The organism is Mesorhizobium sp. WSM4830 (genome assembly GCF_055811495.1).
This window is the reverse complement of sequence record NZ_JBVVQI010000002.1, coordinates 361,201-382,274: the sequence shown is the minus strand read 5'-3', so window position 1 is coordinate 382,274 and position 21,074 is coordinate 361,201. Positions and strand designations below refer to the sequence as shown.

Annotated in this window: 18 protein-coding genes and 1 pseudogene; 13 read left to right on the top strand and 6 right to left on the bottom strand. The window is 62.1% G+C overall.

Features of this window, described 5'->3' with window-relative positions; translation table 11 throughout:
* Window positions 1-248 precede the first annotated feature (248 nt).
* From AC0L2Y_RS04680 to AC0L2Y_RS04665, 4 genes are all read left to right on the top strand, one after another.
* Entirely contained in the window at window positions 249-2,198 is a 1,950-nt protein-coding gene (locus tag AC0L2Y_RS04680) for a PrkA family serine protein kinase (RefSeq protein WP_352449545.1), read from the top strand.
* Window positions 2,199-2,217: 19 nt separating this feature from the next.
* Window positions 2,218-3,540, top strand: coding sequence for a YeaH/YhbH family protein (locus AC0L2Y_RS04675; protein WP_352492152.1), 1,323 nt, complete (start codon window positions 2,218-2,220; stop codon window positions 3,538-3,540).
* Entirely contained in the window at window positions 3,540-5,078 is a 1,539-nt protein-coding gene (locus tag AC0L2Y_RS04670) for a SpoVR family protein (protein WP_473554133.1), read from the top strand. Before AC0L2Y_RS04675 ends, AC0L2Y_RS04670 begins: the two co-directional genes overlap by 1 nt.
* 98 nt (window positions 5,079-5,176) lie before the next feature.
* Entirely contained in the window at window positions 5,177-5,668 is a 492-nt protein-coding gene (locus AC0L2Y_RS04665; RefSeq protein ID WP_473554130.1) for a DUF1772 domain-containing protein, read from the top strand.
* A 110-nt stretch (window positions 5,669-5,778) separates the two neighbouring features.
* On the opposite strand, the gene AC0L2Y_RS04660 is transcribed toward AC0L2Y_RS04665, so the two are convergent.
* Window positions 5,779-6,024 carry a hypothetical protein gene (locus AC0L2Y_RS04660; RefSeq protein WP_023720508.1) on the bottom strand — a complete coding sequence of 82 codons (246 nt, stop codon included), beginning with the start codon at window positions 6,022-6,024 and terminating at the stop codon, window positions 5,779-5,781.
* 47 nt (window positions 6,025-6,071) lie between these two features.
* Entirely contained in the window at window positions 6,072-8,072 is a 2,001-nt protein-coding gene (locus tag AC0L2Y_RS04655; RefSeq protein ID WP_473554129.1) for a protein-L-isoaspartate(D-aspartate) O-methyltransferase, read from the bottom strand.
* Window positions 8,073-8,366: 294 nt separating this feature from the next.
* Between AC0L2Y_RS04655 and AC0L2Y_RS04650 the strand changes: the two genes are divergently transcribed.
* Together AC0L2Y_RS04650 and AC0L2Y_RS04645 are read left to right on the top strand one after the other, a co-directional pair.
* A complete protein-coding gene (locus AC0L2Y_RS04650; RefSeq protein WP_473554127.1) occupies window positions 8,367-10,778 on the top strand; it encodes a phosphoketolase family protein in 2,412 nt (803 codons plus the stop codon).
* Window positions 10,778-11,971 (top strand): acetate/propionate family kinase, encoded by a 1,194-nt coding sequence (locus AC0L2Y_RS04645; RefSeq protein ID WP_473554124.1) that lies wholly within the window; start codon window positions 10,778-10,780, stop codon window positions 11,969-11,971. Before AC0L2Y_RS04650 ends, AC0L2Y_RS04645 begins: the two co-directional genes overlap by 1 nt.
* A 37-nt stretch (window positions 11,972-12,008) precedes the next feature.
* On the opposite strand, the gene AC0L2Y_RS04640 is transcribed toward AC0L2Y_RS04645, so the two are convergent.
* Both AC0L2Y_RS04640 and AC0L2Y_RS04635 read right to left on the bottom strand, forming a co-directional pair.
* Window positions 12,009-13,091: a sensor histidine kinase gene (locus AC0L2Y_RS04640; RefSeq protein WP_473554123.1), complete on the bottom strand. Its 1,083-nt coding sequence runs from the start codon at window positions 13,089-13,091 to the stop codon at window positions 12,009-12,011.
* 116 nt (window positions 13,092-13,207) lie between these two features.
* Entirely contained in the window at window positions 13,208-13,423 is a 216-nt protein-coding gene (locus tag AC0L2Y_RS04635) for a KTSC domain-containing protein (RefSeq protein ID WP_352476940.1), read from the bottom strand.
* A 129-nt stretch (window positions 13,424-13,552) separates the two neighbouring features.
* On the opposite strand from AC0L2Y_RS04635, the pseudogene AC0L2Y_RS04630 reads away from it, so the two are divergent.
* Window positions 13,553-14,165 (top strand): annotated as a pseudogene (locus AC0L2Y_RS04630) (alpha-ketoglutarate-dependent dioxygenase AlkB).
* Between the two features lie 44 nt (window positions 14,166-14,209).
* Here the strand turns inward: AC0L2Y_RS04630 and AC0L2Y_RS04625 are convergent.
* Entirely contained in the window at window positions 14,210-14,674 is a 465-nt protein-coding gene (locus tag AC0L2Y_RS04625; protein ID WP_473554121.1) for an NUDIX hydrolase, read from the bottom strand.
* A 125-nt stretch (window positions 14,675-14,799) separates the two neighbouring features.
* Here AC0L2Y_RS04625 and ku point away from each other — a divergent pair, with 125 nt between their 5' ends.
* The 4 genes from ku (at window position 14,800) to AC0L2Y_RS04605 (ending at window position 18,121) form a co-directional block, all read left to right on the top strand.
* Complete coding sequence (gene ku / locus AC0L2Y_RS04620; protein ID WP_473554118.1) at window positions 14,800-15,633, top strand: non-homologous end joining protein Ku; 834 nt, start codon at window positions 14,800-14,802, stop codon at window positions 15,631-15,633.
* A 150-nt stretch (window positions 15,634-15,783) separates the two neighbouring features.
* Window positions 15,784-17,127 carry a PAS domain S-box protein gene (locus AC0L2Y_RS04615; RefSeq protein WP_473554206.1) on the top strand — a complete coding sequence of 448 codons (1,344 nt, stop codon included), beginning with the start codon at window positions 15,784-15,786 and terminating at the stop codon, window positions 17,125-17,127.
* 76 nt (window positions 17,128-17,203) lie between these two features.
* Complete coding sequence (locus AC0L2Y_RS04610) at window positions 17,204-17,575, top strand: avidin/streptavidin family protein (protein ID WP_352859048.1); 372 nt, start codon at window positions 17,204-17,206, stop codon at window positions 17,573-17,575.
* Window positions 17,576-17,704: 129 nt separating this feature from the next.
* Window positions 17,705-18,121, top strand: a complete 417-nt coding sequence (locus AC0L2Y_RS04605; RefSeq protein ID WP_352492141.1) for an HD domain-containing protein — start codon at window positions 17,705-17,707, stop codon at window positions 18,119-18,121.
* Window positions 18,122-18,154: 33 nt separating this feature from the next.
* Here AC0L2Y_RS04605 and AC0L2Y_RS04600 read toward each other — a convergent pair whose 3' ends face one another.
* On the bottom strand, window positions 18,155-18,565 hold the full coding sequence (locus AC0L2Y_RS04600) for a DUF427 domain-containing protein (protein WP_352492140.1): 411 nt from the start codon (window positions 18,563-18,565) through the stop codon (window positions 18,155-18,157).
* 181 nt (window positions 18,566-18,746) lie between these two features.
* Between AC0L2Y_RS04600 and AC0L2Y_RS04595 the strand changes: the two genes are divergently transcribed.
* Together AC0L2Y_RS04595 and AC0L2Y_RS04590 are read left to right on the top strand one after the other, a co-directional pair.
* A complete protein-coding gene (locus AC0L2Y_RS04595) occupies window positions 18,747-19,562 on the top strand; it encodes an endonuclease/exonuclease/phosphatase family protein (protein WP_352709141.1) in 816 nt (271 codons plus the stop codon).
* Window positions 19,563-19,625: 63 nt separating this feature from the next.
* Window positions 19,626-21,026: a phospholipase D-like domain-containing protein gene (locus AC0L2Y_RS04590; protein WP_473554115.1), complete on the top strand. Its 1,401-nt coding sequence runs from the start codon at window positions 19,626-19,628 to the stop codon at window positions 21,024-21,026.
* Window positions 21,027-21,074: the final 48 nt, after the last annotated feature.

Genomic DNA, 21,074 nt, shown 5'->3' with positions numbered 1-21,074 from the left:
ACCGGGAAGGACCCGAACCGTTCCTCCGTCTCGTTGGGGGTCGTCAGCGGGGCGTGGTGCAATTCAGGATTTTATGCCTCGGTCAGGACGTTGCACGCCTTGTCTGCACTCAGGATGTCCTTATCTAGACTCTTATCCTTCGATCACATGCACTCTCTGCGAAGTGAAGGGAACCACAAGCGCTTTCTGACATTTGGTTGTTCAAGAGACAAACGTGCAGCCACACCGGCTCCGGGGCTAGGAATACCATGCGTGAGAATCAATCCGACGTCTTCGATCTGTTTTCCGAGGTTTACAAGAATGCGGCTCAGGAGGAGATAAGCCTCCAGCAATATCTGCTTGCCTGCCGCGAGGACAAGTCGATGTACGCCTCGGCACCCGAACGGATGGTCGAGGCGATCGGCGAACCGACCTTTGTCGATACCAGCAAGGACGAGCGGCTCGGCCGTATTTTTTCGAACCGGACGATCAAGATCTATCCAACCTTCGCCGACTTTTACGGCATGGAGGATACGATCGAGCGTATCGCCGGTTATTTCCGCTATGCCTCGCAAGGGCTCGAGGAACGCAAGCAGATCCTCTATCTGCTCGGCCCGGTCGGCGGCGGCAAGTCCTCGCTTGCGGAGCAGCTGAAAAGGCTGATGGAGCAGCGTCCGATCTATACGCTGAAGGTCGGCGGCCAGGTCAGCCCGGTCTTCGAATCGCCGCTCGGACTGTTCGATCCAGACCGCATGGGCGACCTTTTGGAGGACAAATACGGCATCGCCCGGCGGCGGCTGAACGGCCTGATCTCGCCCTGGGCGGCCAAGCGCCTCGACGAATTGTCCGGCGACATCTCCAAATTCAGCGTCGTCAAGCTGATGCCGTCCAGGCTGCGCCAGATCGGCATCGCCAAGACCGAGCCGGGCGACGAGAACAACCAGGACGTTTCGGCCCTGGTCGGCAAGGTCGACATCAGGCAGCTGGAAAACTTCAGCCAGTCCGATCCTGACGCCTACTCCTATAGCGGTGGGCTGAACCGGACCACGCAAGGGCTGCTCGAATTCGTCGAGATGTTCAAGGCGCCGATCAAGGTGCTGCATCCGCTGCTGACCGCGACCCAGGAAGGCAGCTACAACGGCACCGAGAATTTCGGCGCTTTCCCCTATCAGGGCATCATCGTTGCCCATTCCAACGAGTCGGAATGGCTGCAGTTCAAGAACAACAAGAACAACGAGGCGTTCCTCGACCGCATCCTGGTGGTCAAGGTGCCGTATTGCCTGCGCGTCACCGAAGAGCGGCAGATCTACGAGAAGCTGTTGCGCGAGAGCGAATTGGCTAACAGCCCCTGCGCTCCGGAAGTGCTCGATATCCTCAGCCGGTTCACCGTCTCGACCCGCCTGGCCGAACACGACAATTCGCCGCTCTACACCAAGATGCGCGTCTATGACGGCGAGAACCTCAAGGAAACCGATCCCAAGGCGAAGTCGGTCCAGGAGTACCGAAACGCGGCCGGTGTCGATGAAGGCATGACCGGCGTCAGCACCCGCTTCGCCTTCAAGATCCTGTCGCAGACCTTCAACTACGACACCGAAGAGGTGGCCGCCGATCCGGTGCATCTGATGTACATCCTGGAAGAGGCGATCAAGCGCGAGCAGTTCCCGAAGGAAACAGAGGCGGACTATCTCGATTTCATAAAGTCGGAGCTGGCCACCCGTTATGCCGAGTTCATCGGCCACGAGATCCAGAAGGCCTATCTGGAATCCTACAGCGAATACGGCCAGAACCTGTTCGACCGCTATATCGCCTACGCCGATGCCTGGATCGAGGATCAGGACTACAAGGATACCGATACCGGCCAGATCCTCAATCGCGAGGTTTTGGACAACGAACTGTCGCAGGTCGAAAAGCCGGCCGGCATCGCCAATCCCAAGGACTTCCGCAACGAAGTGGTGAAGTTCACGCTGCGCGCGCGGGCCAGAAACCATGGCCGCAACCCGTCATGGACAAGCTATGAGAAGCTGCGCGAAGTCATCGAGAAGCGGATGTTCGGGCAGGTCGAGGACCTGCTGCCGGTGATCAGCTTCGGCTCCAAGCAGGACAGCGTGACGGAGAAGCGGCATACCGAATTCGTGCAGCGGATGATCCAGCGCGGCTACACCGAGCGCCAGGTCCGCCGGCTGGTGGACTGGTACATGCGGGTGAACAAGGCGGGTTGAAGCCAGCCCGGGGTAACATATGCCGATCTTCATCGATCGCCGACTGAACCCGAAGGACAAAAGCCTCGGCAATCGGCAGCGTTTCCTGCGGCGGGCGCGCGAAGAGTTGAAGCGCACCATCCGCGATCAGATCCGCGCCGGCAAGATCGCCGACGTGGACGCCGAGCATGCCGTTTCGATGCCGGCGCGGGGTACCGGCGAGCCGAGCTTCAACGATGCCAGGAACAGCGGCAGCCGTCAGCACGTCCTGCCCGGCAACAAGCATTTCACCCCAGGCGACCGGCTGCCCAAGCCCGGCCAGGGCGGAGGCATGGGGTCCGCCCCGGGGAGAACCGAATCGGAGGACGATTTCCGTTTCGTGCTGTCGCGCGAAGAGGTGCTCGACCTCTTTTTCGAAGACCTAGAACTGCCTGACATGGTCAAGCTCAACCTCAAGGAGATCCTCGCCTTCAAGCCGCGCCGGGCCGGCTTTGCCGCGACCGGCTCGCCGACCAACATCAATGTCGGGCGCACGATGCGCAACAGCCATGGCCGCCGCATAGCGCTCAGGCGCCCCAAGCAGGAGGAACTCGACGCAATCGCCCAGGAGATCGCGTCGCTGGAGGCGAAGCCGCAAAACGCCGAGCTGCGCCAGCGCATCGTGGCGCTGCAGGAAGAGCTTGAGCGGCTGGAGCGCCGCCGCAAGCGGATCGCCTTTGTCGATCCGGTCGATATCCGCTTCAACCGCTTCGACGCCCAGCCGGTGCCGAACGCCAATGCGGTGATGTTCTGCCTGATGGACGTGTCCGGTTCGATGGGCGAACGCGAGAAGGATCTGGCCAAGCGTTTCTTCGTGCTGCTGCACCTGTTCCTGAAACGGCGCTATGACCGGACCGAGGTGGTCTTCATCCGCCACACGCACGAGGCGCAGGAGGTCGACGAGGAAACCTTCTTCTACAACACCCAGAGCGGCGGCACGGTGGTTTCCACGGCGCTCGAGGAGATGCACCGCATCGTCGAGCAACGCTATCCCAGCCGCGAATGGAACATCTATGTCGCCCAGGCCTCGGACGGCGACAATTTCGTCACCGATTCCGAGCGCTGCATCGCCCTGCTCGATCAACAGATCATGCGGCTCTGCCAGTATTTCGCCTATGTCGAGATCCTCGACGAGCGCGAGAGCCACATCTTCGGCGCTACCGACAACGGCACGTCGCTGTGGCGTGCCTACAGTGCGGTCAAGCTGAGATGGTCAAACTTCCAGATGAGCCGCATCGCCACGGCGGCCGACATCTACCCGGTTTTCCGCCAGCTCTTCGCCAGACAGCCGGGTTATCAAAAGAGCGGTGAAAGAGGGGGCTGATGGCGAGCAGATCCGGGCTGCTGTTTTCCGGTTCCGACTGGGATTTCAGGACGCTGTCGCGCGCCTACGAGACCATCGAGGCGATCGCCACCGAAGAGCTCCACCTCGATATCTATCCGGTACAGATGGAGATCATCTCGTCCGAACAGATGCTCGACGCCTATTCCTCGGTCGGCATGCCGCTGATGTACCGGCACTGGTCTTTCGGCAAGCACTACCTCTACCAGGAACTGCTCTATCGCAAAGGCGGACGGGGCCTCGCCTATGAACTCGTCATCAATTCCAATCCCTGCATCGTCTATCTGATGGAAGAAAATACCATGGCCCTCCAGGCCCTGGTGACGGCGCACGCGGCACTCGGCCACAACCATTTCTTCAAGAACAATTATCTTTTCCGGCAGTGGACGGACGCCGGCGCCATCCTCAGCTATCTCGACTTCGCCAAGGGCTACATTGCCCGCTGCGAGGAGCGGCATGGCGTCGATGCGGTGGAAGAGATCCTCGATGCCGCACATGCGCTGATGGAACAGGGCGTGTTCCGATATCACCGGCCGCCGAAGCTGTCGTCGGAAAAGCAGCGCGAGGGCCTTCGCGAGCGCCTGGAGTACGAGGAGCGTTCCTACAACGATCTGTGGCGCACGCTGCCGCCTTCCAAGGACGGCACCAAGGTCCGCGAGACGGATACCATGACGGAGCGCAAGAAATCGCTCAAGCTGCCCGAGGAGAACCTGCTTTATTTCCTGGAGAAGAACAGCCTGATCCTGGAACCGTGGCAGCGTGAGGTCATCCGGATCGTCCGCGTCATCGCGCAGTATTTCTATCCCCAGCGGCAAACGCAGGTAATGAACGAGGGCTGCGCCACCTTCGTGCATTACACGCTGATGAACCTTTTGTTCGACCGCGGCCTGATCGGCGAAGGTGCCATGCTGGAGATCCTGCGCAACCATTCGAACGTGATCTTCCAGCCGGGGTTCGACGATCCGCGCTTTTCCGGTATCAACCCTTACGCGCTGGGCCTCGACATGATGCAGGACATCCAGCGCATCTCGACCGCGCCGACGGCCGAGGACCGCGACTGGTTCCCCGACATCGCCGGCAACGGCGACTGGCGCCAGACCTTGCTGGACGCCTGGGCCAACCATCGCGACGAGTCCTTCATCCGCCAATATCTGAGCCCGACCCTGATACGGAAATGGCGGTTCTTCGTGCTTGCCGATGCTGCCAACGACCCCCATTACGAAGTCGCCTCGATACACAATGAGCGCGGCTACGACAGCATCCGCGGCGCACTCGCCCACAGCTACGACATCGGCGCCAGCCGGCCCGACATCCAGGTGGTGGATGTGGACCTGCTCGGCGACCGGCATCTGCGCCTGCAGCACAAGGTCAAGGACGGCATCGTGCTGGAAGGCGGCAGCCGCGACGCCACGCTGCGCCACATCCGCAAGCTCTGGGGCTACGAGGTCAGCATGGTCGCGGTCGACGCGCAGACCGGCGCCACGCTCCACGAACGGTCTACCAGCCAGATCGGGGAATGACCCGACCGGCTTGCCGGCGACGTCGGGTGTCATCGCCTTTACCGCATCACCAACGACCCTATCTACGGGCGCACCTTGGCATGGTCGGGAGCAGGAACATGCGCGCATTGATGATCGCCACCCTTCTTCTGGTCGCCGTCTCGATGGCGCTCTCGCTCGCGCACGCTTTGGAATTGCCCGGCAAGTTGCGCCTCAAGGAGGCCACCTACAGGTCAGTGCAGGCGATCTACTATCCCGGCTTCACGATCGGCGGGTTCGCCGAGATCGGCGGCATCATTGCACTCGCCGTCCTGCTTTACCTGACGCCTTATCCAAGCGCCCGATTCTGGTGGACCTTGGCGGCGCTTGTCTTCTTGCTGGCGGAGCATGCGACCTATTGGTTGGTCACGCACCCCGTCAATAATTTCTGGGTGCAAGACACTGCCATGCCGAAATCAGCCGCGACGTTTTTTTCAATGTTCTCTCGAAAGCAGGCCGGCGACTGGAGAGATTTGCGCAACGTCTGGGAGGCTTCGCATGTCGCCAGGGCAGGGCTGGCGATGCTGAGCCTTGTCTCACTTGCTGTCGCAGCGACATTTTTTGCCGAATAGCGCCTAGGAGATCAAGACGGCGCCTTCGTCCGCCAATTTGCGGCCCCGAACGCTGCATCCGTCAGATCAGAGACCGGACCCGGCGCCGTAACGTCAAGCGATCCGGCCGTTCAGCGGTCGGCGCGGTGCTTGTTGTGGGCGCTTTCCTGGTGCTCCCCGCGGATGATGTTGCGATCGTCGGGATCGGCAATATCCTTCGGGTCCGATCTGAGCTCGGCACCGCGCCGGAACGCCTCGCGCTCTTGCCTGGTCTTTTTCAAATCCGCTTCGGCGTCGAAATCCTTGCCGGCGTTTTTCGTGTTCTCGCGCTCTTCGATGATGCGCAATTGCTGCTCATGAGTCTTTTTTCCGGCCATCGGTGACCTCCTTCTTTCTATTTTCCGCTTCCCAGGGTCCAAATTCGCTACAGCCCGAAAGGATAGGTCTCGGGAAGGCCTGTCCCCGCATGTTCCGGCCCAAGCGGCGTCACGGCACTGGTTTCATCGAACCAGACGAAAGCATCGAACTGGCGGGCGAGCGAGGCGTCCGCATAGTGGCTGTGGAGCTCAGTCTCGGGCCGGTAGATGACGCCGATAAAGCGTTCCAGCCGGCGCTCCAGAAGCCGTTCGCGCAGCGTGTCGTCGCGCTCGAAATCGAGCAGGAAAGGCGAGACGCCGCTGTCGTGGCAAAGCCGCTCATAGCTGTCGTTGTGGGAAGGCCGCACCGGTTTCACTTCCATGTCGCCGTCCCAGTCGGTGGCGGCGGCCACCGTCCCGGAATGCGTACTGAGCCCAATCAAGGCAACCTCGTCGCCAAAACGCTGGCGGCAGAGCTGGCCGATGTTCAGTTCGTCCCTGACGATCCCCATCTCGGTATAGCGGGCATCGCCGATGTGGGAATTATGTGCCCACACCACCGCCTTGGCGTTCGGGCCGCGGGCCTGAAGCAGGTGCTCCAGCGTTTCGAACATGTGGGTGTCGCGCAAGTTCCAGGACTGCGCGCCGCCGTAATACATGGTGCGGTAGTAGCGCTCGGCGGAGGCGACCAGGCGGGCGTTCTGGGTGGCGTCGAGGAAATCGATGCCGTCCTGCTGGGCATAGTCGAGCTCTCTAGCGAGCAGTTCCCGGCATTGCTCGAGCACGGCCTTCTCGCATTTCTGGTAGCCGGAGGTGAGTGCGACACGGCCATAGGTGGCCGGGTCGTTCTGCCACGGAGTCAGGCAGCCGTAGCGTTCGCGCGCGATCCTTGCCGCCTGCGGATCGACGCGGTCGAGATATTGCAGGACCGCCGCGATCGATCCGCCCATATTGTAGATGTCGAGGCCATAGAACCCGGCCCGCCGGGAGGATATGCTGATCCGCTCATTATGCTCTCGCATCCAGTCAACGAACGCCGCGACGTCGGTGTTGCGCCACATCCAGGTGGGAAAGCGCTGGAACGGCGGCGCGGCGCCCAGCCGCGGCGACCGATGGCGGACGTAGCGGTCGATCGCCGCGGCATCGGGCCAGTCGGCCTCGACCGCGACGATGGTGAAGCCATGCTTCTCGATCAGCCTGCGAGTGATCGCGGCGCGCGCACGGTAGAACTCCGACGTGCCGTGGCTGGCTTCGCCGAGCAAGACGACGCGGCGGTCGGCAAACCGGTCGAACAGCGCACCGAAGGCCGGATCGTCGAAATCCGGAAGCGGTTCGGCGGCGGCCGCGATCATCTGCGGCAGGCTGCTCCTGCGCTGATGCCGGTGCGGAAGCTCGGCCGCTATCTGGCTGTCGCTGCCTGGCTCGCCCCAGCCTTGCTCGCCGATCAGCGGAACAAACCGCACGCCGCCGAAATCCTCCTCGGTGTAGGTTGCTGCGCCGGTCCGGGTGACCTTGAGCAGGCGCTGCGAGTCGAATTCGTCGCCGACCGGGATGACAAGCCGGCCGGCGACGTCGAGCTGTTCCTGCAGAGCGAGCGGTGCGCCGGGTCCGGCGGCCGCAACCAGGATCGCATCGAAGGGTGCCGCCTCTGGCCAGCCCTTGGTGCCGTCGCCGGTGCGGACTTCGATATTGTCGTAGCCAAGCTTTTTGAACCGCTGCCTCGCCGTTTCAGCCAAGGCGGCGTGGCGCTCGATCGTGTAGACGCGTTCGACGATACGGCTCATTACGGCAGCCGCATAGCCTGATCCGGTGCCGACCTCGAGGACGTGGTCACCGGCTCCGACCTCCGCCATTTCGATCATGAACGCAACGATATAGGGCTGCGATATCGTCTGACCTTCGGCGATCGGCAGCGGCCCGTCCTCATAGGCGAATTCTTCGAAACCAGGCTCGACGAAGGCCTCGCGCGGGACCTCGCGCATCGCCTGAAGGACATTGCGGTCGCGAATGCCACGGCGGCTCAGGTGGATATCGACCATTTGGTTGCGGGCATGGGAGAGATCGAGCATTTTTTGCTCCTCCTAGGGCTTTCGCCACCCAAGCTGCTCAGCGGCACTTTGGCCGGTCGTTATGCCGGGCCTCGGCAGTCCACTTGGGACTTATGCATACGGTGCATCTTCCTAACCTTTGGCATGCGTTGAGGTTCCCCAAAAGAGAGACCCGCTTTTTGTCTGGCGTGGCGGTTTGCAGGATCGGCAAGCGGGCGGTGGCCGCGCCGACCCAACTTATTTCGAGGCAAATCCTTTCTCCGGCGCGACGCCACTCCAGATAACGACGGACGAGGGTATTCCGGAGGCATGTCCATGAACGACGAGGCCCGCACCGCTGCGCAAACAATCGGCCTCGACCAGGTCGATCTGATGGACCGCTACTGGCGCGCCGCGAACTACATTTCGGTTGGCCAGATCTATCTGCTCGACAATCCGCTCTTGCGCGAGCCTTTGCGGCCCGAGCACATCAAGCCGCGGCTGCTCGGCCATTGGGGCACGACGCCCGGCCTCAATTTCATCTATGTGCATCTGAACCGGATCATCCGTGAACGTGGTCTCGATGTTCTGTTCATCTGCGGTCCGGGTCATGGCGGCCCGGCAATGGTCGCGAACACCTGGCTCGAGGGCACCTACAGCGAGATCTATCCCGAGGTCGGCAGGGGCGAAGACGGCCTGCGAAAGCTGTTCCGGCAGTTCTCGTTTCCCGGCGGAGTGCCGAGCCACGCGGCTCCGGAGACGCCCGGTTCGATCCACGAAGGCGGAGAACTCGGCTATGCTCTGGTCCATGCCTTCGGCGCCGCCTTCGACAATCCGAACCTTGTCGTTGCCTGCGTCGTCGGTGATGGCGAAGCCGAGACCGGCCCGCTCGCCGCGGCCTGGCATTCCAACAAGTTCCTGAACCCGGCATCCGACGGTGCCGTCCTGCCGATCCTGCATCTCAACGGCTACAAGATCGCCAGTCCGACGATCCTCGGCCGCATGGAAGACGAGGCGTTGCGCAGCCTGTTCCTCGGCTATGGCTACGAGACCTTCTTCGTGGAAGGCCATGAGCCAGCCCCGATGCATCGCGAGATGGCCCGCACGCTCGATACCGTGCTCGACCGGATCCACTCCATCCAGGAGCCTGCACGAGCCGCGGGCTGGAAGGGAGAGCGGCCGCTGTGGCCGATGATCGTGCTGCGAAGCCCAAAGGGCTGGACCGGGCCGAAAAAGGTCGACGGCAGACGAGTCGAGGATTTCTGGCGCTCGCACCAGGTCCCGGTGTCGAACGCACGCGGCGATGCGGCGCACCGCCAGATCCTCGAAGACTGGATGCGCAGCTACGAGCCGGAAAAACTGTTCGACAAAGGCGGGCATCTCCTGCCGGAGCTCGCAGCACTTGCGCCGACAGGGCCAAGACGCATGGGCGCAATCCCCTACGCCAATGGCGGCCTGCTGAAACAGGATCTCGTGCTTCCCGATTGGAAAGGCCTGGCGCTCGACGTACCGCGTCCGGGCGGTACCGTCGGAGAGGCGACGCGGACCGTCGGAAGCTATCTTCGCGATGTGATCCGCTTGAACGCCGAGGCCAGGAATTTCCGGCTGATGGGACCGGACGAGACATCCTCCAACCGCCTCGACGACGTGTTCGAGGTTACGGATCGGATCTGGATGGAGCGGATCGAGCCTTACGACGTTCATCTTTCCCGTAACGGCCGCGTCATGGAAGTGCTCAGCGAGCACCTTTGCCAAGGCTGGCTGGAGGGCTATCTGCTGACCGGCCGCCACGGCCTGTTCTCGTGCTACGAGGCGTTCGTCCACATCGTCGATTCCATGGTCAACCAGCACGCCAAATGGCTGAAGACCTCCGGCGAACTTGCCTGGCGCAAGCCGATCGCCTCGCTGAACTACCTGCTGACCTCGCATGTCTGGCGGCAGGATCACAACGGCTTCAGCCATCAGGATCCGGGCTTTGCCGATTTCGTCGCCAACAAGAAGGCCGACACGGTAAGGCTCTACTTCCCGCCGGATGCCAACACGCTGCTGTGGATCACTGATCACTGCCTGAAAACCTACAACCGCATCAACGTCATCGTCGCCGGCAAGCAGCCGGCGCCGCAATGGCTGGCCGCCGAGGACGCGGAAGCGCACTGCAAGGCCGGCGCCGGCATCTGGGAATGGGCCGGGACGGTGGCCAAGGGCGAAGATCCGGATGTGGTCCTGGCCTGCGCCGGCGACGTGCCGACACTGGAGACGCTTGCCGCAGCCGACCTCCTGCGCTCGGGCGTTCCGGACCTGAAGATCCGCGTCGTCAATGTCGTCGACCTGATGATTTTGCAGTCGAATTCCGAGCATCCGCATGGCTTTGCCGACGACAGATTCGACGCACTGTTCACCAGGGCCAAGCCGGTCATCTTCGCCTATCACGGCTACCCCTATCTCATTCACCGTCTGACCTACCGGCGCGCCAACCACGACAACATGCATGTGCATGGCTTTCGCGAGGAAGGCACGACGACGACGCCGTTCGATATGGTCGTGCTCAACCAGCTCGACCGCTATCATCTGGCGCTTGCCGCGATCGCGCGCGTGCCGGGGCTGGCCGAGCGGGCGAAGGAGCTTGCCGCGGCGCTGCATGGGAAATTGGCTGAGCACACGGCCTATGTCCGCGAACATGGCGAGGACATGCCCGAGATCCAGAAATGGTCTTGGCCGCAGGACGGCGCGACGAGGGCCGGCGATTGATGCGACGATCGATCCTTGCGTTGAATGCCGGCTCGTCGAGCATCAAGTTCGGACTTTACGACCTTGCAGCATCAGCCGAGCTGGATCTTGCCTCGCGCGGTTCGCTTGATCTGGGCGATGCGCCAAGGCTGACCGCGAAAGCCGCCGATGGGGAGCTGCAGTGCGATCGGCCACTTGCGGCAGACGCATCACGCGACATGGGCCCCGATATAGGCATCGGCCAGATGCTGCAATGGATCGAGAACGACCTTGGCGGACGGAAACTGATCGCCGCCGGCCATCGCATCGTCCATGGCGGACGCGAGTTCGTCGACCCTGTCCGCCTGACGCCGACAGTTATCGAGGCTCTCGACAGGCTGACCCCGCTTGCGCCACTGCACCAGCCGCGCAGTCTCGCACCAATCCGGGCGCTTGCTGCGCTGCGGCCGGACCTGCCGCAGGTCGGATGTTTCGACACGGCCTTCCATCGGACCATCGAGCCTCTGGTCAGCCGTTTCGCGTTGCCGCGCCGCTACGAGGCGGATGGCATCCACCGCTACGGCTTTCACGGACTTTCCTACGAATATGTCGCCGGCCGGCTCAAGCAGATATCGCCCGATCTGGCGGCAAAAAGAACCATCGTCGCCCATCTCGGCAACGGGGCGAGCCTGTGCGCCATGCGCGACGGGCGAAGCGTCGATACGACGATGGGCTTTTCGGCGCTTGACGGCCTGGTCATGGGCACACGCTGCGGCACCATCGATCCGGGCGTGCTTTTGTACCTGCTGCTGGAAAGAGGCATTTCCGGGGAGGCGCTGCAAGACATGCTCTACGAGAAATCCGGCCTGCTCGGCGTGTCCGGCATTTCCGGCCACATGCGCACGCTGGAGGCCAGCGACGACCGCCGGGCGCGCGAAGCGGTGGAGCTTTTCGCCTTCCGCGCCGCCAGGGAAGTTGCCGCCCTCGCCAACACGTTGGGCGGGCTGGAATGCCTGGTGTTCACCGGCGGCATCGGCGAGCACTCTGCCCCGACCCGCAAAGCGATTTGCGAGAGGCTTGGCTGGCTCGGCGTGGCGATCGACGAAGCCGCCGACAAATCCCATGGAGCGCTCATAAGCCAGGCGGACAGCAAGGTCGAAGTCCGCGTCGTCGCAACCGACGAAGAAGGTGTCATCGCCCGCCACACGCGCAAGGTGATTGAGGGGCCCGGCTGATGCGGATGGCCTTGAATGGCGGCGCTTGCGCGAACGGCTACGTCGCGAGGGCGGCCGATCGGTTGAACACGATGGTCACCCGCGTTCCTTTGCCGGGGGCAGAATCCACCTCGAACCGGGCTTTGGCATTTTCGGTCAGCGATTGAGCGATCAGTGCTCCGAGCTTGCCGGGTCTCGGCCAGGTCTCGCCTTCGGGCAGGCCAATGCCGTCATCGGCGACTACGATGCGAAAACCGTCGCCGTCGACAACACTGCGCAGCGTGATCGTCCCGCCTTCGCGGCCCGGAAAGGCGTGTTTCAGCGCGTTCGTCAAAAGCTCATTGACCACCAGGCCCGTTGGCATCGCCACGTTGATGGACACGGGATAAGTGTCGACCTTCATATCCAGCCGGATGCCTTGCACGGCGTGCGACGTCATCACGGCGGAAGCGATCTGGCTGAGATAGACGCCGAGGTCCACTTCGGCCTTCTGTTCGTCGACCGCCAGCGTCTGGTAGAGAATTGCGAGCGCATCGACCCGGCCGGCGAGGCGCTCGAAACGTTTCTGATCGGGTGACGCCGCGCTGCGGGCCTCCAACCTGATGAGAGCCGTGATCATCTGGAGATTGTTCTTCATCCGATGCTGCAACTCGCGCAGCAGCATGTCCTTTTCCCGGATGCGTTGGTCGAAGGCTTCGCTGTCGCTTTGCTTGTGCGCGGTAACATCGACAAGGGCGACCAGTCGAAAGGATGGTCGCCCGCGCTCGTCCTCGATAAGGTTCGAATAGACATCGACGATGGCCGGCTCTGCGCCGGCACGTTGCATGCTGAACGTTCCCGCCCGGTCGATGTCCTCGACGATGGCCTGGGCCAGCGACCGGTCCTTGTTTTCGCCCAAGCCTTCTCCGCTCAGTGCAGCCCAGTTGCGGCGCTCCAGCTTTCCAACAGAAACGCCTGACAATTTCTGGAACTCGGAATTGACATAGACAACACGTTCGTCGCCGCCCAAATCGGAAATTGCGATCGCAATCGGCAGCTGGTCGAGGAATCTTTTGTAGCTCTCACTGTCCAGGGCGCCCGCGAGATCGAGCGTGTCGAGCAATTGCTGGATCTGCTCGGTTTTTTCGGCTTCGGCGGACATTCCAGGCTTTCGATATCTTCGGATAGGACCATGATCAATATCAGGTCACTCGCCAACTGCGAAGTCCGCTCATTGCCGCGCGGAGCCGAGATCGTGGTTGAGAAGCGTCTGAAGGCTCAGCTCGAATGGCTCTGCTCGACCAGATGGTATTTGTACCGGTCGCGAATATGTTCGTTGAAGAACCGGCCCTTCGACGAGGCTTTGCGGAACGCGGCGTGGACCTGCGGCGGCACGTCCTCATAGTCATAGCGGTTTCCGCTCGGGACGAACCATACGGAGAGTACCCTCGTCGCCGGCTGGTAATCGATGTTTCTGATCGCAGTTGAAGGCATCCTCGACAGGTCCAATGCTCGGCAGTGCTCCATACCATGCCGTCGTGTGGATAACCCTGCACAGAGGGCGAGGTTCCTTGCTGCCGAAGCAGCCTTGCCGCTACGGGTCGGCTTCACCAAATACGGTTGATGCCATCGCCCAAGACATCGGCTGCCCGCCAGGGCGATCTCTTTGCCGCCACCGACGACCTGCCGGAAGGATTTCACTACCAGCCTGAACTGATCACGCCGGAGGAAGAAGCAGCGTTTGCGAGCCAGCTCGCAAGCCTGCCTTTTCAGGCCTTCGACTTTCACGGCCATCTGGCAAACCGGCGGGTGGTCGGCTTCGGGCTGCGTTACGACTACGACCGGCGCGAAGTCGTCGAGGCACCGCCGATACCCGGCTTTCTGCTGCCGCTCAGGGAAAAGGTTGCAGCCTTTGCCCGCCTGCCCGCCGAAACCTTCGTGCAGGTTTTGATCAACGAGTACCGGCCGGGCGCCGGTATCGGCTGGCACCGCGACAAGCCTCATTTCGAGGCGGTCGCCGGCGTTTCGCTGCTGGCCGCCTGCAACTTTCGCCTGCGCCGGAAAAACGGCACGCGATGGGATCGCAAGACTGTCACCGTCGAGCCAAGATCGGCCTATCTGAATGACGGGTGCTGCGCGCAACGAATGGGAGCACAGCATTCCGCCGGTCGCCGAGCACCGCTATTCGATCACGTTGCGCACGCTGCGCGCTCAAAATTCGCTTGGGACAGCGTGATAAGGCAAGCCAGGCGCAGCCCTGAAGTACTGAGCCGATACGGTTCATCGGTCGCCATGCCGACCGGCAAAATCCGCCAGCATGGCGCGCTGGCCTTTCAGGATCTTGAGGTTGGCTTCCGGCAGAGAAAACCAACCCGCTCTGTCGACTTCGGCAAATTCCTTCATCGAGCCGGACCGTGGCGGCCATTCCATGACGAAGGTGTTGCTGCTTATGGCGTCGCTGTCGAAATCCGCCTCGACGCACCAGGCGATGACGAGCTTGCCGCCCGGCTGCCGGTAGCTGCCAAGGTGTTCGAAAACTCCATCGACGGCGACGCCGAGCTCCTCTTCGGCCTCGCGTTTTGCCGCCGCCAGCTCGTCCTCGTTCTCGTCGACCAAGCCCTTCGGGATCGACCATGCGCCGTCATCCTTCTTCGCCCAGAATGGGCCGCCCGGATGCACCAGCAACACCTGAAGTGAACCTCTGCTTTTGCGATAAATGAGCAACCCTGCGCTGCGTTTGGCCATTCCGCTATTCCCCTGACGAAAATCAAACGAACGTTCTCGTCCGGGCCGGCCCATGGAGCAGCCTGCCACGGCGGAACGATTTCCGCTCGCAGCCGTTCCGTCCGTTCGGCAAATGAGTGATTGACATGGCGACGCCGCGAGCTGCCTGGAAGGGCTTTATGAAAGTCGGATCGGTTTCCTGTGGCGTCAAGATCATTGGCGCCGTCAGCGAGTCCGAGAAAGTGCATTTCAGGATCCTGAACCGCAAGGACGGTCTCCCGGTCAAGAGCGCTTATATCGACGAAGAGACCGGCGACACGGTGGAGGCTGCCGACCAGGTGAAGGGCTATGAGGTCGAGAAGGGCGAGTTCATCCGCATAGAGCCGGACGAAATCAAGAAACTAAAGATGGTGTCGCAGCACACGCTCGAGATCGGAGAGTTTGTGCCCACCGCCGAAATCGACGCGCGCTACCTCGAAAAGCCCTATTATCTGGTCCCGGCCGATGTGCCCTCCACGGAGGCTTTCGCGGTGATCCGGGACGCCATGGCCAGGAAGAAAGTGGCGGCCCGCTCCTGCGTCGTGCTGTACCAGCGTGGCCGAGAGGTGCTGATCCAGCCGCTGGGCAAGGGCATGGTGATGACGGAATTACGCAACCACAATGAAGTGGTCGCGGCGGACGCGGTTTTCGAAGGGCTGAAGGCTCGCAAGGTCGATCCCGAGATGCTGGAAATCGCGCAATTGCTGATCGACAAGAAGCCGGCCAAATTCGACCCGTCGAAGTTCGAAGACACTTATGAACAGGCGCTGGTTGCGATGATCGAAGCCAAGCGCAAGGGCAAGAAACCGCCCAAGCCGGCACCCGAGCCGAGGACGAACGTCGTCAATCTCGCCGATGTTCTGCGCAAGAGCCTGGCGCAGGAGGGCGGCAAGGCTCCGAACAAACGTCCAAGAGCGGCGGCGAAACGCAAATCGGCCTGAATGTCCGAAAGTGGATCGAACGGAACCGAAACCACTCGCGCGCATTTAGATGACGTAGCAATCCGTCGGCAAGCTAAGCGGAGCGGGGGACTGGTGGACGTCGTTGAACTAAGGACTGGCGGAATCCCGCAAGTTTCTTCCGCCGATCTGATGCAGGCGTTGCCTGTGGCTGTCTACACCACCGACAGACAAGGCTACATCACCTTCTTCAACGAAGCCGCTGCCGATCTCTGGGGACATCGTCCGATGCTTGGCCAGGACCGCTGGTGCGGTTCGTGGAAGCTTCGCCACCTTGATGGGCGACCGATGGCGCACGACGAATGTCCGATGGCCGTTGCCTTGCTGGAGGAGCGGGACGTTCGTGGGGGCCGGGCGATTGCCGAGCGGCCGGACGGCCAGTTCATCCCGTTCAGCGCGCACCCGGTCCTGCTTCGCAATGTGCGCGGCGAGGTCGCCGGCGCCATCAACACCTTGCTCGACCTGCGCACCCAGGCGCTGGCTGACGACGCCGGCATAAGGCTCGCTGCCATCGTCGAATCCTCGATGGACGCGATCGTGTCGAAAGACCTGAACGGCACTATCACCAGTTGGAACGACGCGGCACAACGCCTGTTCGGCTACACCCCCGCCGAGGCGATCGGGCGCCCGGTGACGATCCTCATCCCGCCCGACCACCTGGATGAGGAAGCCATGATCATCCGCCGCATTCGCGCCGGCGAGCGAATTCCTTCATACGAGACGATCCGGCAGCGCAAGGACGGCACCCTGGTACCGGTTTCGCTCACCATTTCGCCGATACGCGACGGCATCGGGCGTATCATCGGCGCCTCCAAGATCGCGCGCGACATCAGCCCGCACAAGGAGAGCGAACGGCGCATCCGCACCCTCATGCGCGAAGTCAACCATCGCGTCAAAAACCAGTATTCGGTGATCGTCTCGATGATCCGCGAGACCAGCAAGCTGGCGGGGACGCCAGAGGCTTTCCTTTCACAGGTCCGGCAACGCATCATGGCGCTTTCGGAATCGCACGATCTGCTGGTCGATGCCGAATGGCGTGGCGCGACTATCGGCGAATTGATCCATGCCCAGACCAAGGCCTTCGCGACACAGGCCCGCCTGTCGATGAGCGGGCCGATGATCATGCTGCAGCCGAACGCCGTGCAATATCTCGGCATTGCCTTTCACGAGCTGGCCACCAATTCGGTAAAGCACGGAGCGCTGTCGCACCATGACGGACGGGTCGAGGTCGAATGGACCGTGACGCCAGCCCCCGATGGCAGCGACGGCTTCCGCCTTGTCTGGCGGGAACTGGACGGGCCATTGGTGGATGAAAACACGCGACGCGGTTTCGGAACGGTTGTGCTCAAACGGGTCACGCCGCAGGCGCTCAGCGGCACCGGCCGCCTGGAATTCGCCAGGCACGGCATCACCTGGACGCTGGAAGCGCCGCTGCGCTTCGTTCAGATGTCGACGGCCGGCATCGCGGCTGATTAAAGGCCGCTACCCCGGCCGCGGCTTGGCGGCCGTCTGGCAGCGCAATCCCTATGGTCGCAAATCAGGAGGAGCAGCGATGAGTTGGCTGGGCACCTGGCGGAACCAGTACGGGTCGGTCGTCGAACTGACCAGCGAAGAGGGCGGACGGATCAGCGGAACCTTCAGGACGGCGCTGGAGGACAGCGCCTTCTTCGGCATGACCGTGCCGCTGTTCGGAGCCTGCCATGGAGACGTCATCGGATTCACCTGCGCGGCCGAAGGGCGGGTCGGAGCCGCGGCGGTGAGCTATACCGGGATCCTCAGGAACGGGAAGCTGGAGATGCTGTGGCACACCGTTGCAGATGCCGCTTTGTCGGCGGAAAAGGAAGGTGCCCCGGCCCGTGCCAGGAAACTCCCCGCCTGGCGCGCGTTTGGAACCAGCCTCGACAGTTTTGAACGCGTCTCCTGACTATCGCGCCCGCCACCGCGGTATTCAGCGCGCAAGCGAGGCAGCAGGGTCCCGCGCGCGTAGGAACTCGCACCGACGATGGCGCGTTGGTGCGCCAGGACATGCTCTGTTCGTTACGGGGTCGACCCAATGAGCGTGCTTTATCGCGCAGCGAAAATCGCCGAACAGGCTCATGCCGGGCAGACGGACAAGACAGGGCGGCCCTATATCGAACATTGCCGCCGGGTCGTCGATGCCGTCGAAACGCTCGACCAGAAAGCCATCGCCTATCTTCACGACGTTATCGAAAAAGGCGACGGCTGGAACCGCGACCGGCTTGAGGCGGCCGGGTTCGGGCCGTCCATCGTGTCTGCCGTCGACGCCATGACGCGGCTGCCGAACGAGGGCGATGCCGCTTTCGTTCGCAGGGCCGCTGCCAATCCGTTGGCGTTGCCTGTCAAGCGCGCCGATCTTGCCGACAATCTATGGCAGGCACGGCAGATCGGGGCGTCGACAGCGAAATACGAAGACGGCTTGCGCATTCTCAGAGAAGAGTTCTCGAGCTGACGGAAGGCTGGCGCGCCTGTCGTCGATTTGGATCTATTCGGTGACGTGCGGCGTATGCTGCTTGTCCTCCGCGGGATCGGCCTCGATCCGCGCCCTGCCGGGATCGAACGCGCCGTGGCGGGCGATCGCCAATGCCGGGGTGTCCGGCGTCTCGTAGGCCCACATGAAGTCTTCTGCCGACGAACCGACCGCATGAACACGCCAATAGCTTGCCGTGCCCTTCAGCGGGCTGTGGCTCGTTGTGTTGGTCTTCTCCAGAAGGTCGAAATAGATGTCCTCGAAAGGTATGTAGAAGACAGGATCATGACCGTCTTCGTAGAGCAGCTTTGCCCGCTCGCTCGATGCAATAATGGCGTCGGAGAACCGAACGGTTACGGCTCCATCGAACGGGACAATCCTGAGCGGGCCTGGCCGGGGGGCGGAATTTGCGGCTAAGGGCTGCATTCGACTTCTCCGTTGACTGCGCTGCCCTCCCGAAACGTGTTGTTGCCCGTCAGGGTTCCAGACGGCGGGCGCGCCGAGGCCGGTGCTGGAACGGTTTTGCAAGGTCGCCGTTGTTTCAGACCTCCGCACGCGCCATAATCGCAATGGCCGCTACTCACCGACTCAACAGCAAATGGATCACATGCTGGATCGATCGCCTACCCTTCCAAGGTCGCTTGGCGCTGCGCTGCGAAGGGAAGTGCCGCGGTTTGCCGCGCCCGGCAATGAAATTTCGTGCACCACGGTCGCATCCTACAATGTGCATAAATGCGTCGGCACCGACGGCAGGTTCGATCCGGAGCGGGTCGCAGCCGTGGTTAGGGAACTCGATGCCGATATCATTGCTTTGCAGGAGGCCGACGAAAGAACCGGAAGCAGGCAGGGATTGCTGGATCTCGCAGCGCTCGAGCGGGACAGCGATCTCGTCCCCACCCATGTCCCGGAAAACCGCCGCAGCCATGGCTGGCACGGAAATCTGATCCTGGCACGCCGTGGTGTGGTCGAAAGCGTGAACCAGCTCCGGCTGCCCGGCCTCGAGCCGCGCGGTGCGGTCATCGTGGACTTGGAACTGAAGGGCGTTTCGCTCAGGATCATAGCCGCACATTTTGGCTTGCTGCGGCGGTCGCGCTCGCAGCAGGCCAACGCGCTGGTCGAAGCCACGCACCCGGTTCTGCGGCCAACAATCCTGCTTGGCGACCTCAACGAATGGCGCGTCCGCAACAGGTCTTCGCTGCTGGCCCTGCTTCCGCATTTCGGTCCGATCGATGCGGTTCTGCCCAGCTTTCCGTCGCGCTTTCCGCTGTTTGCGCTCGACCGCATCCTGGCCAGGCCGCCGCACCTGATTTCCAGCATCGAGGTGCACAAGACGCCGCTGGCGCAACGGGCTTCCGATCATCTGCCGATCAAGGCCCGGCTGAACCTGGACGCGATACGCCTGCCGCGACTGCAACCAGAATGAACCTGAAGGGTTGTTAGTCAGATTTCAGACGGTTTGCTTCGCTGATGTTTGTCGGTGCACTTCATGGATACAGCCATTTCGCGGTTTGCCCGGGACAAGATCGCTGCCGGCAATAGCGGGCTGCTGCTGATCGCCGACAATTATGACGCGTTTGCCGCGCGAATCCTTGCTGCGCGCAGTGCCACAAGCAGCCTCGACCTGATGTACTATCTCTGGCACGACGACCATAGCGGCCGGCTGCTGATGCAGGAGGTCGTCGAGGCGGCGGAGCGCGGTGTCCGCGTCCGCATGCTGCTGGACGATATCAATCCGCGCAACAGCGACGCTGCTTACCTGGCGCTCAACAGCTACAAGAACATCGAGCTGAGGCTGTTCAACCCGAGCGGCATGAGGAACGGCAGCATCTTTCGCTCGCTGGAGATGGTCGCCCGGCTGTTTGCGATGACCCGCCGCATGCACAACAAGGCCTGGATCGCCGATGAGGGCTTGGCCATCGTCGGCGGAAGAAATGTCGGCGATGCCTATTTCGACGCTGCGGAGACGAATTTCCGCGATCTCGACCTGTTGCTTCTCGGTCCTGCCGTAGGGCAGACGATGCAGATCTTCGAGGCGTTCTGGAATTGCGAGGCGGCAACGCCGATCCAGCTGCTCAATCCGGCTGCGGCGGGCTCGCGCGCCGATTTCCTCGACAATCTCGATGCGACCGCGGACGGCCAGCTTTTAAACAGCCTCAGTGCCTGGCGCACGATCGCGGAGTTCATTGCAGCGCACGGCGACGTCTGCTGGACGAAAGGCGTTCGCGTCATTTCCGATCCGCCGGAAAAGGTGCGCGGCAAGAGGCGCAGGAACTGGCTGACCAAGGAGCTGCTTCCTGCTATCGCGGCGACCAGGCAGCGCCTCGAAATTGTCTCGCCCTATTTCATCCCCAGCCGCACCGGGTTGGCCATCCTGTCGAAGCTGGTGGACCGTGGCGCCGAGGTTGCAATCCTGACCAACTCGCTCGCCGCGACGGACGTCGCCGCCGTGCACGGCGCCTATGCCAAATACCGCCGCAAGCTGCTTAAAAAAGGTATCCAGCTTTTCGAATTGCAGCCCTTCGACCGCCAGGCCAACATCTCCGTTTTCGGTTCAAAGGGAGCCAGCCTCCACACCAAGGCCTTCACGGTCGACGATACGCTCGGGTTTGTCGGCTCCTTCAATTTCGATCCGCGTTCGGTGTCGTTGAATGCGGAAATGGGCGTGCTTTTCCACGATACCAATCTGGTGATGGAGTTGCGCCGGCTGTTCGAGCACGAAAAGTCGCCGCAGACGAGCTATCAGCTGGTCCTGGACAAAGGCGGCTTGCGGTGGCTCGGCATGGCGGATGGCGAGATGCGGCAATATTCGCGTGAACCGGAGGCCAGTCTCTATCGGCGCATCGTCGCAGCGCTGGTTGGATGCCTGCCGATCGAATCGCAATTGTAGAGGCAACGGATTTGTCGGAACGGAACTCTTTATCGGAACGGAAGCCTG

Coding starts and splice junctions, on each gene's coding strand:
- AC0L2Y_RS04615 (WP_473554206.1), top strand. CDS start 15,784: ATGCAGGCGTTGCCTGTGGCTGTCTACACCACCGACAGACAAGGCTAC.
- AC0L2Y_RS04645 (WP_473554124.1), top strand. CDS start 10,778: ATGCGACGATCGATCCTTGCGTTGAATGCCGGCTCGTCGAGCATCAAG.
- AC0L2Y_RS04640 (WP_473554123.1), bottom strand. CDS start 13,091: ATGTCCGCCGAAGCCGAAAAAACCGAGCAGATCCAGCAATTGCTCGAC.
- AC0L2Y_RS04670 (WP_473554133.1), top strand. CDS start 3,540: ATGGCGAGCAGATCCGGGCTGCTGTTTTCCGGTTCCGACTGGGATTTC.
- AC0L2Y_RS04605 (WP_352492141.1), top strand. CDS start 17,705: ATGAGCGTGCTTTATCGCGCAGCGAAAATCGCCGAACAGGCTCATGCC.
- AC0L2Y_RS04590 (WP_473554115.1), top strand. CDS start 19,626: ATGGATACAGCCATTTCGCGGTTTGCCCGGGACAAGATCGCTGCCGGC.
- AC0L2Y_RS04595 (WP_352709141.1), top strand. CDS start 18,747: ATGCTGGATCGATCGCCTACCCTTCCAAGGTCGCTTGGCGCTGCGCTG.
- AC0L2Y_RS04650 (WP_473554127.1), top strand. CDS start 8,367: ATGAACGACGAGGCCCGCACCGCTGCGCAAACAATCGGCCTCGACCAG.
- AC0L2Y_RS04665 (WP_473554130.1), top strand. CDS start 5,177: ATGCGCGCATTGATGATCGCCACCCTTCTTCTGGTCGCCGTCTCGATG.
- AC0L2Y_RS04635 (WP_352476940.1), bottom strand. CDS start 13,423: ATGCCTTCAACTGCGATCAGAAACATCGATTACCAGCCGGCGACGAGG.
- AC0L2Y_RS04600 (WP_352492140.1), bottom strand. CDS start 18,565: ATGCAGCCCTTAGCCGCAAATTCCGCCCCCCGGCCAGGCCCGCTCAGG.
- AC0L2Y_RS04660 (WP_023720508.1), bottom strand. CDS start 6,024: ATGGCCGGAAAAAAGACTCATGAGCAGCAATTGCGCATCATCGAAGAG.
- AC0L2Y_RS04625 (WP_473554121.1), bottom strand. CDS start 14,674: ATGGCCAAACGCAGCGCAGGGTTGCTCATTTATCGCAAAAGCAGAGGT.
- AC0L2Y_RS04680 (WP_352449545.1), top strand. CDS start 249: ATGCGTGAGAATCAATCCGACGTCTTCGATCTGTTTTCCGAGGTTTAC.
- ku (WP_473554118.1), top strand. CDS start 14,800: ATGGCGACGCCGCGAGCTGCCTGGAAGGGCTTTATGAAAGTCGGATCG.
- AC0L2Y_RS04610 (WP_352859048.1), top strand. CDS start 17,204: ATGAGTTGGCTGGGCACCTGGCGGAACCAGTACGGGTCGGTCGTCGAA.
- AC0L2Y_RS04655 (WP_473554129.1), bottom strand. CDS start 8,072: ATGCTCGATCTCTCCCATGCCCGCAACCAAATGGTCGATATCCACCTG.
- AC0L2Y_RS04675 (WP_352492152.1), top strand. CDS start 2,218: ATGCCGATCTTCATCGATCGCCGACTGAACCCGAAGGACAAAAGCCTC.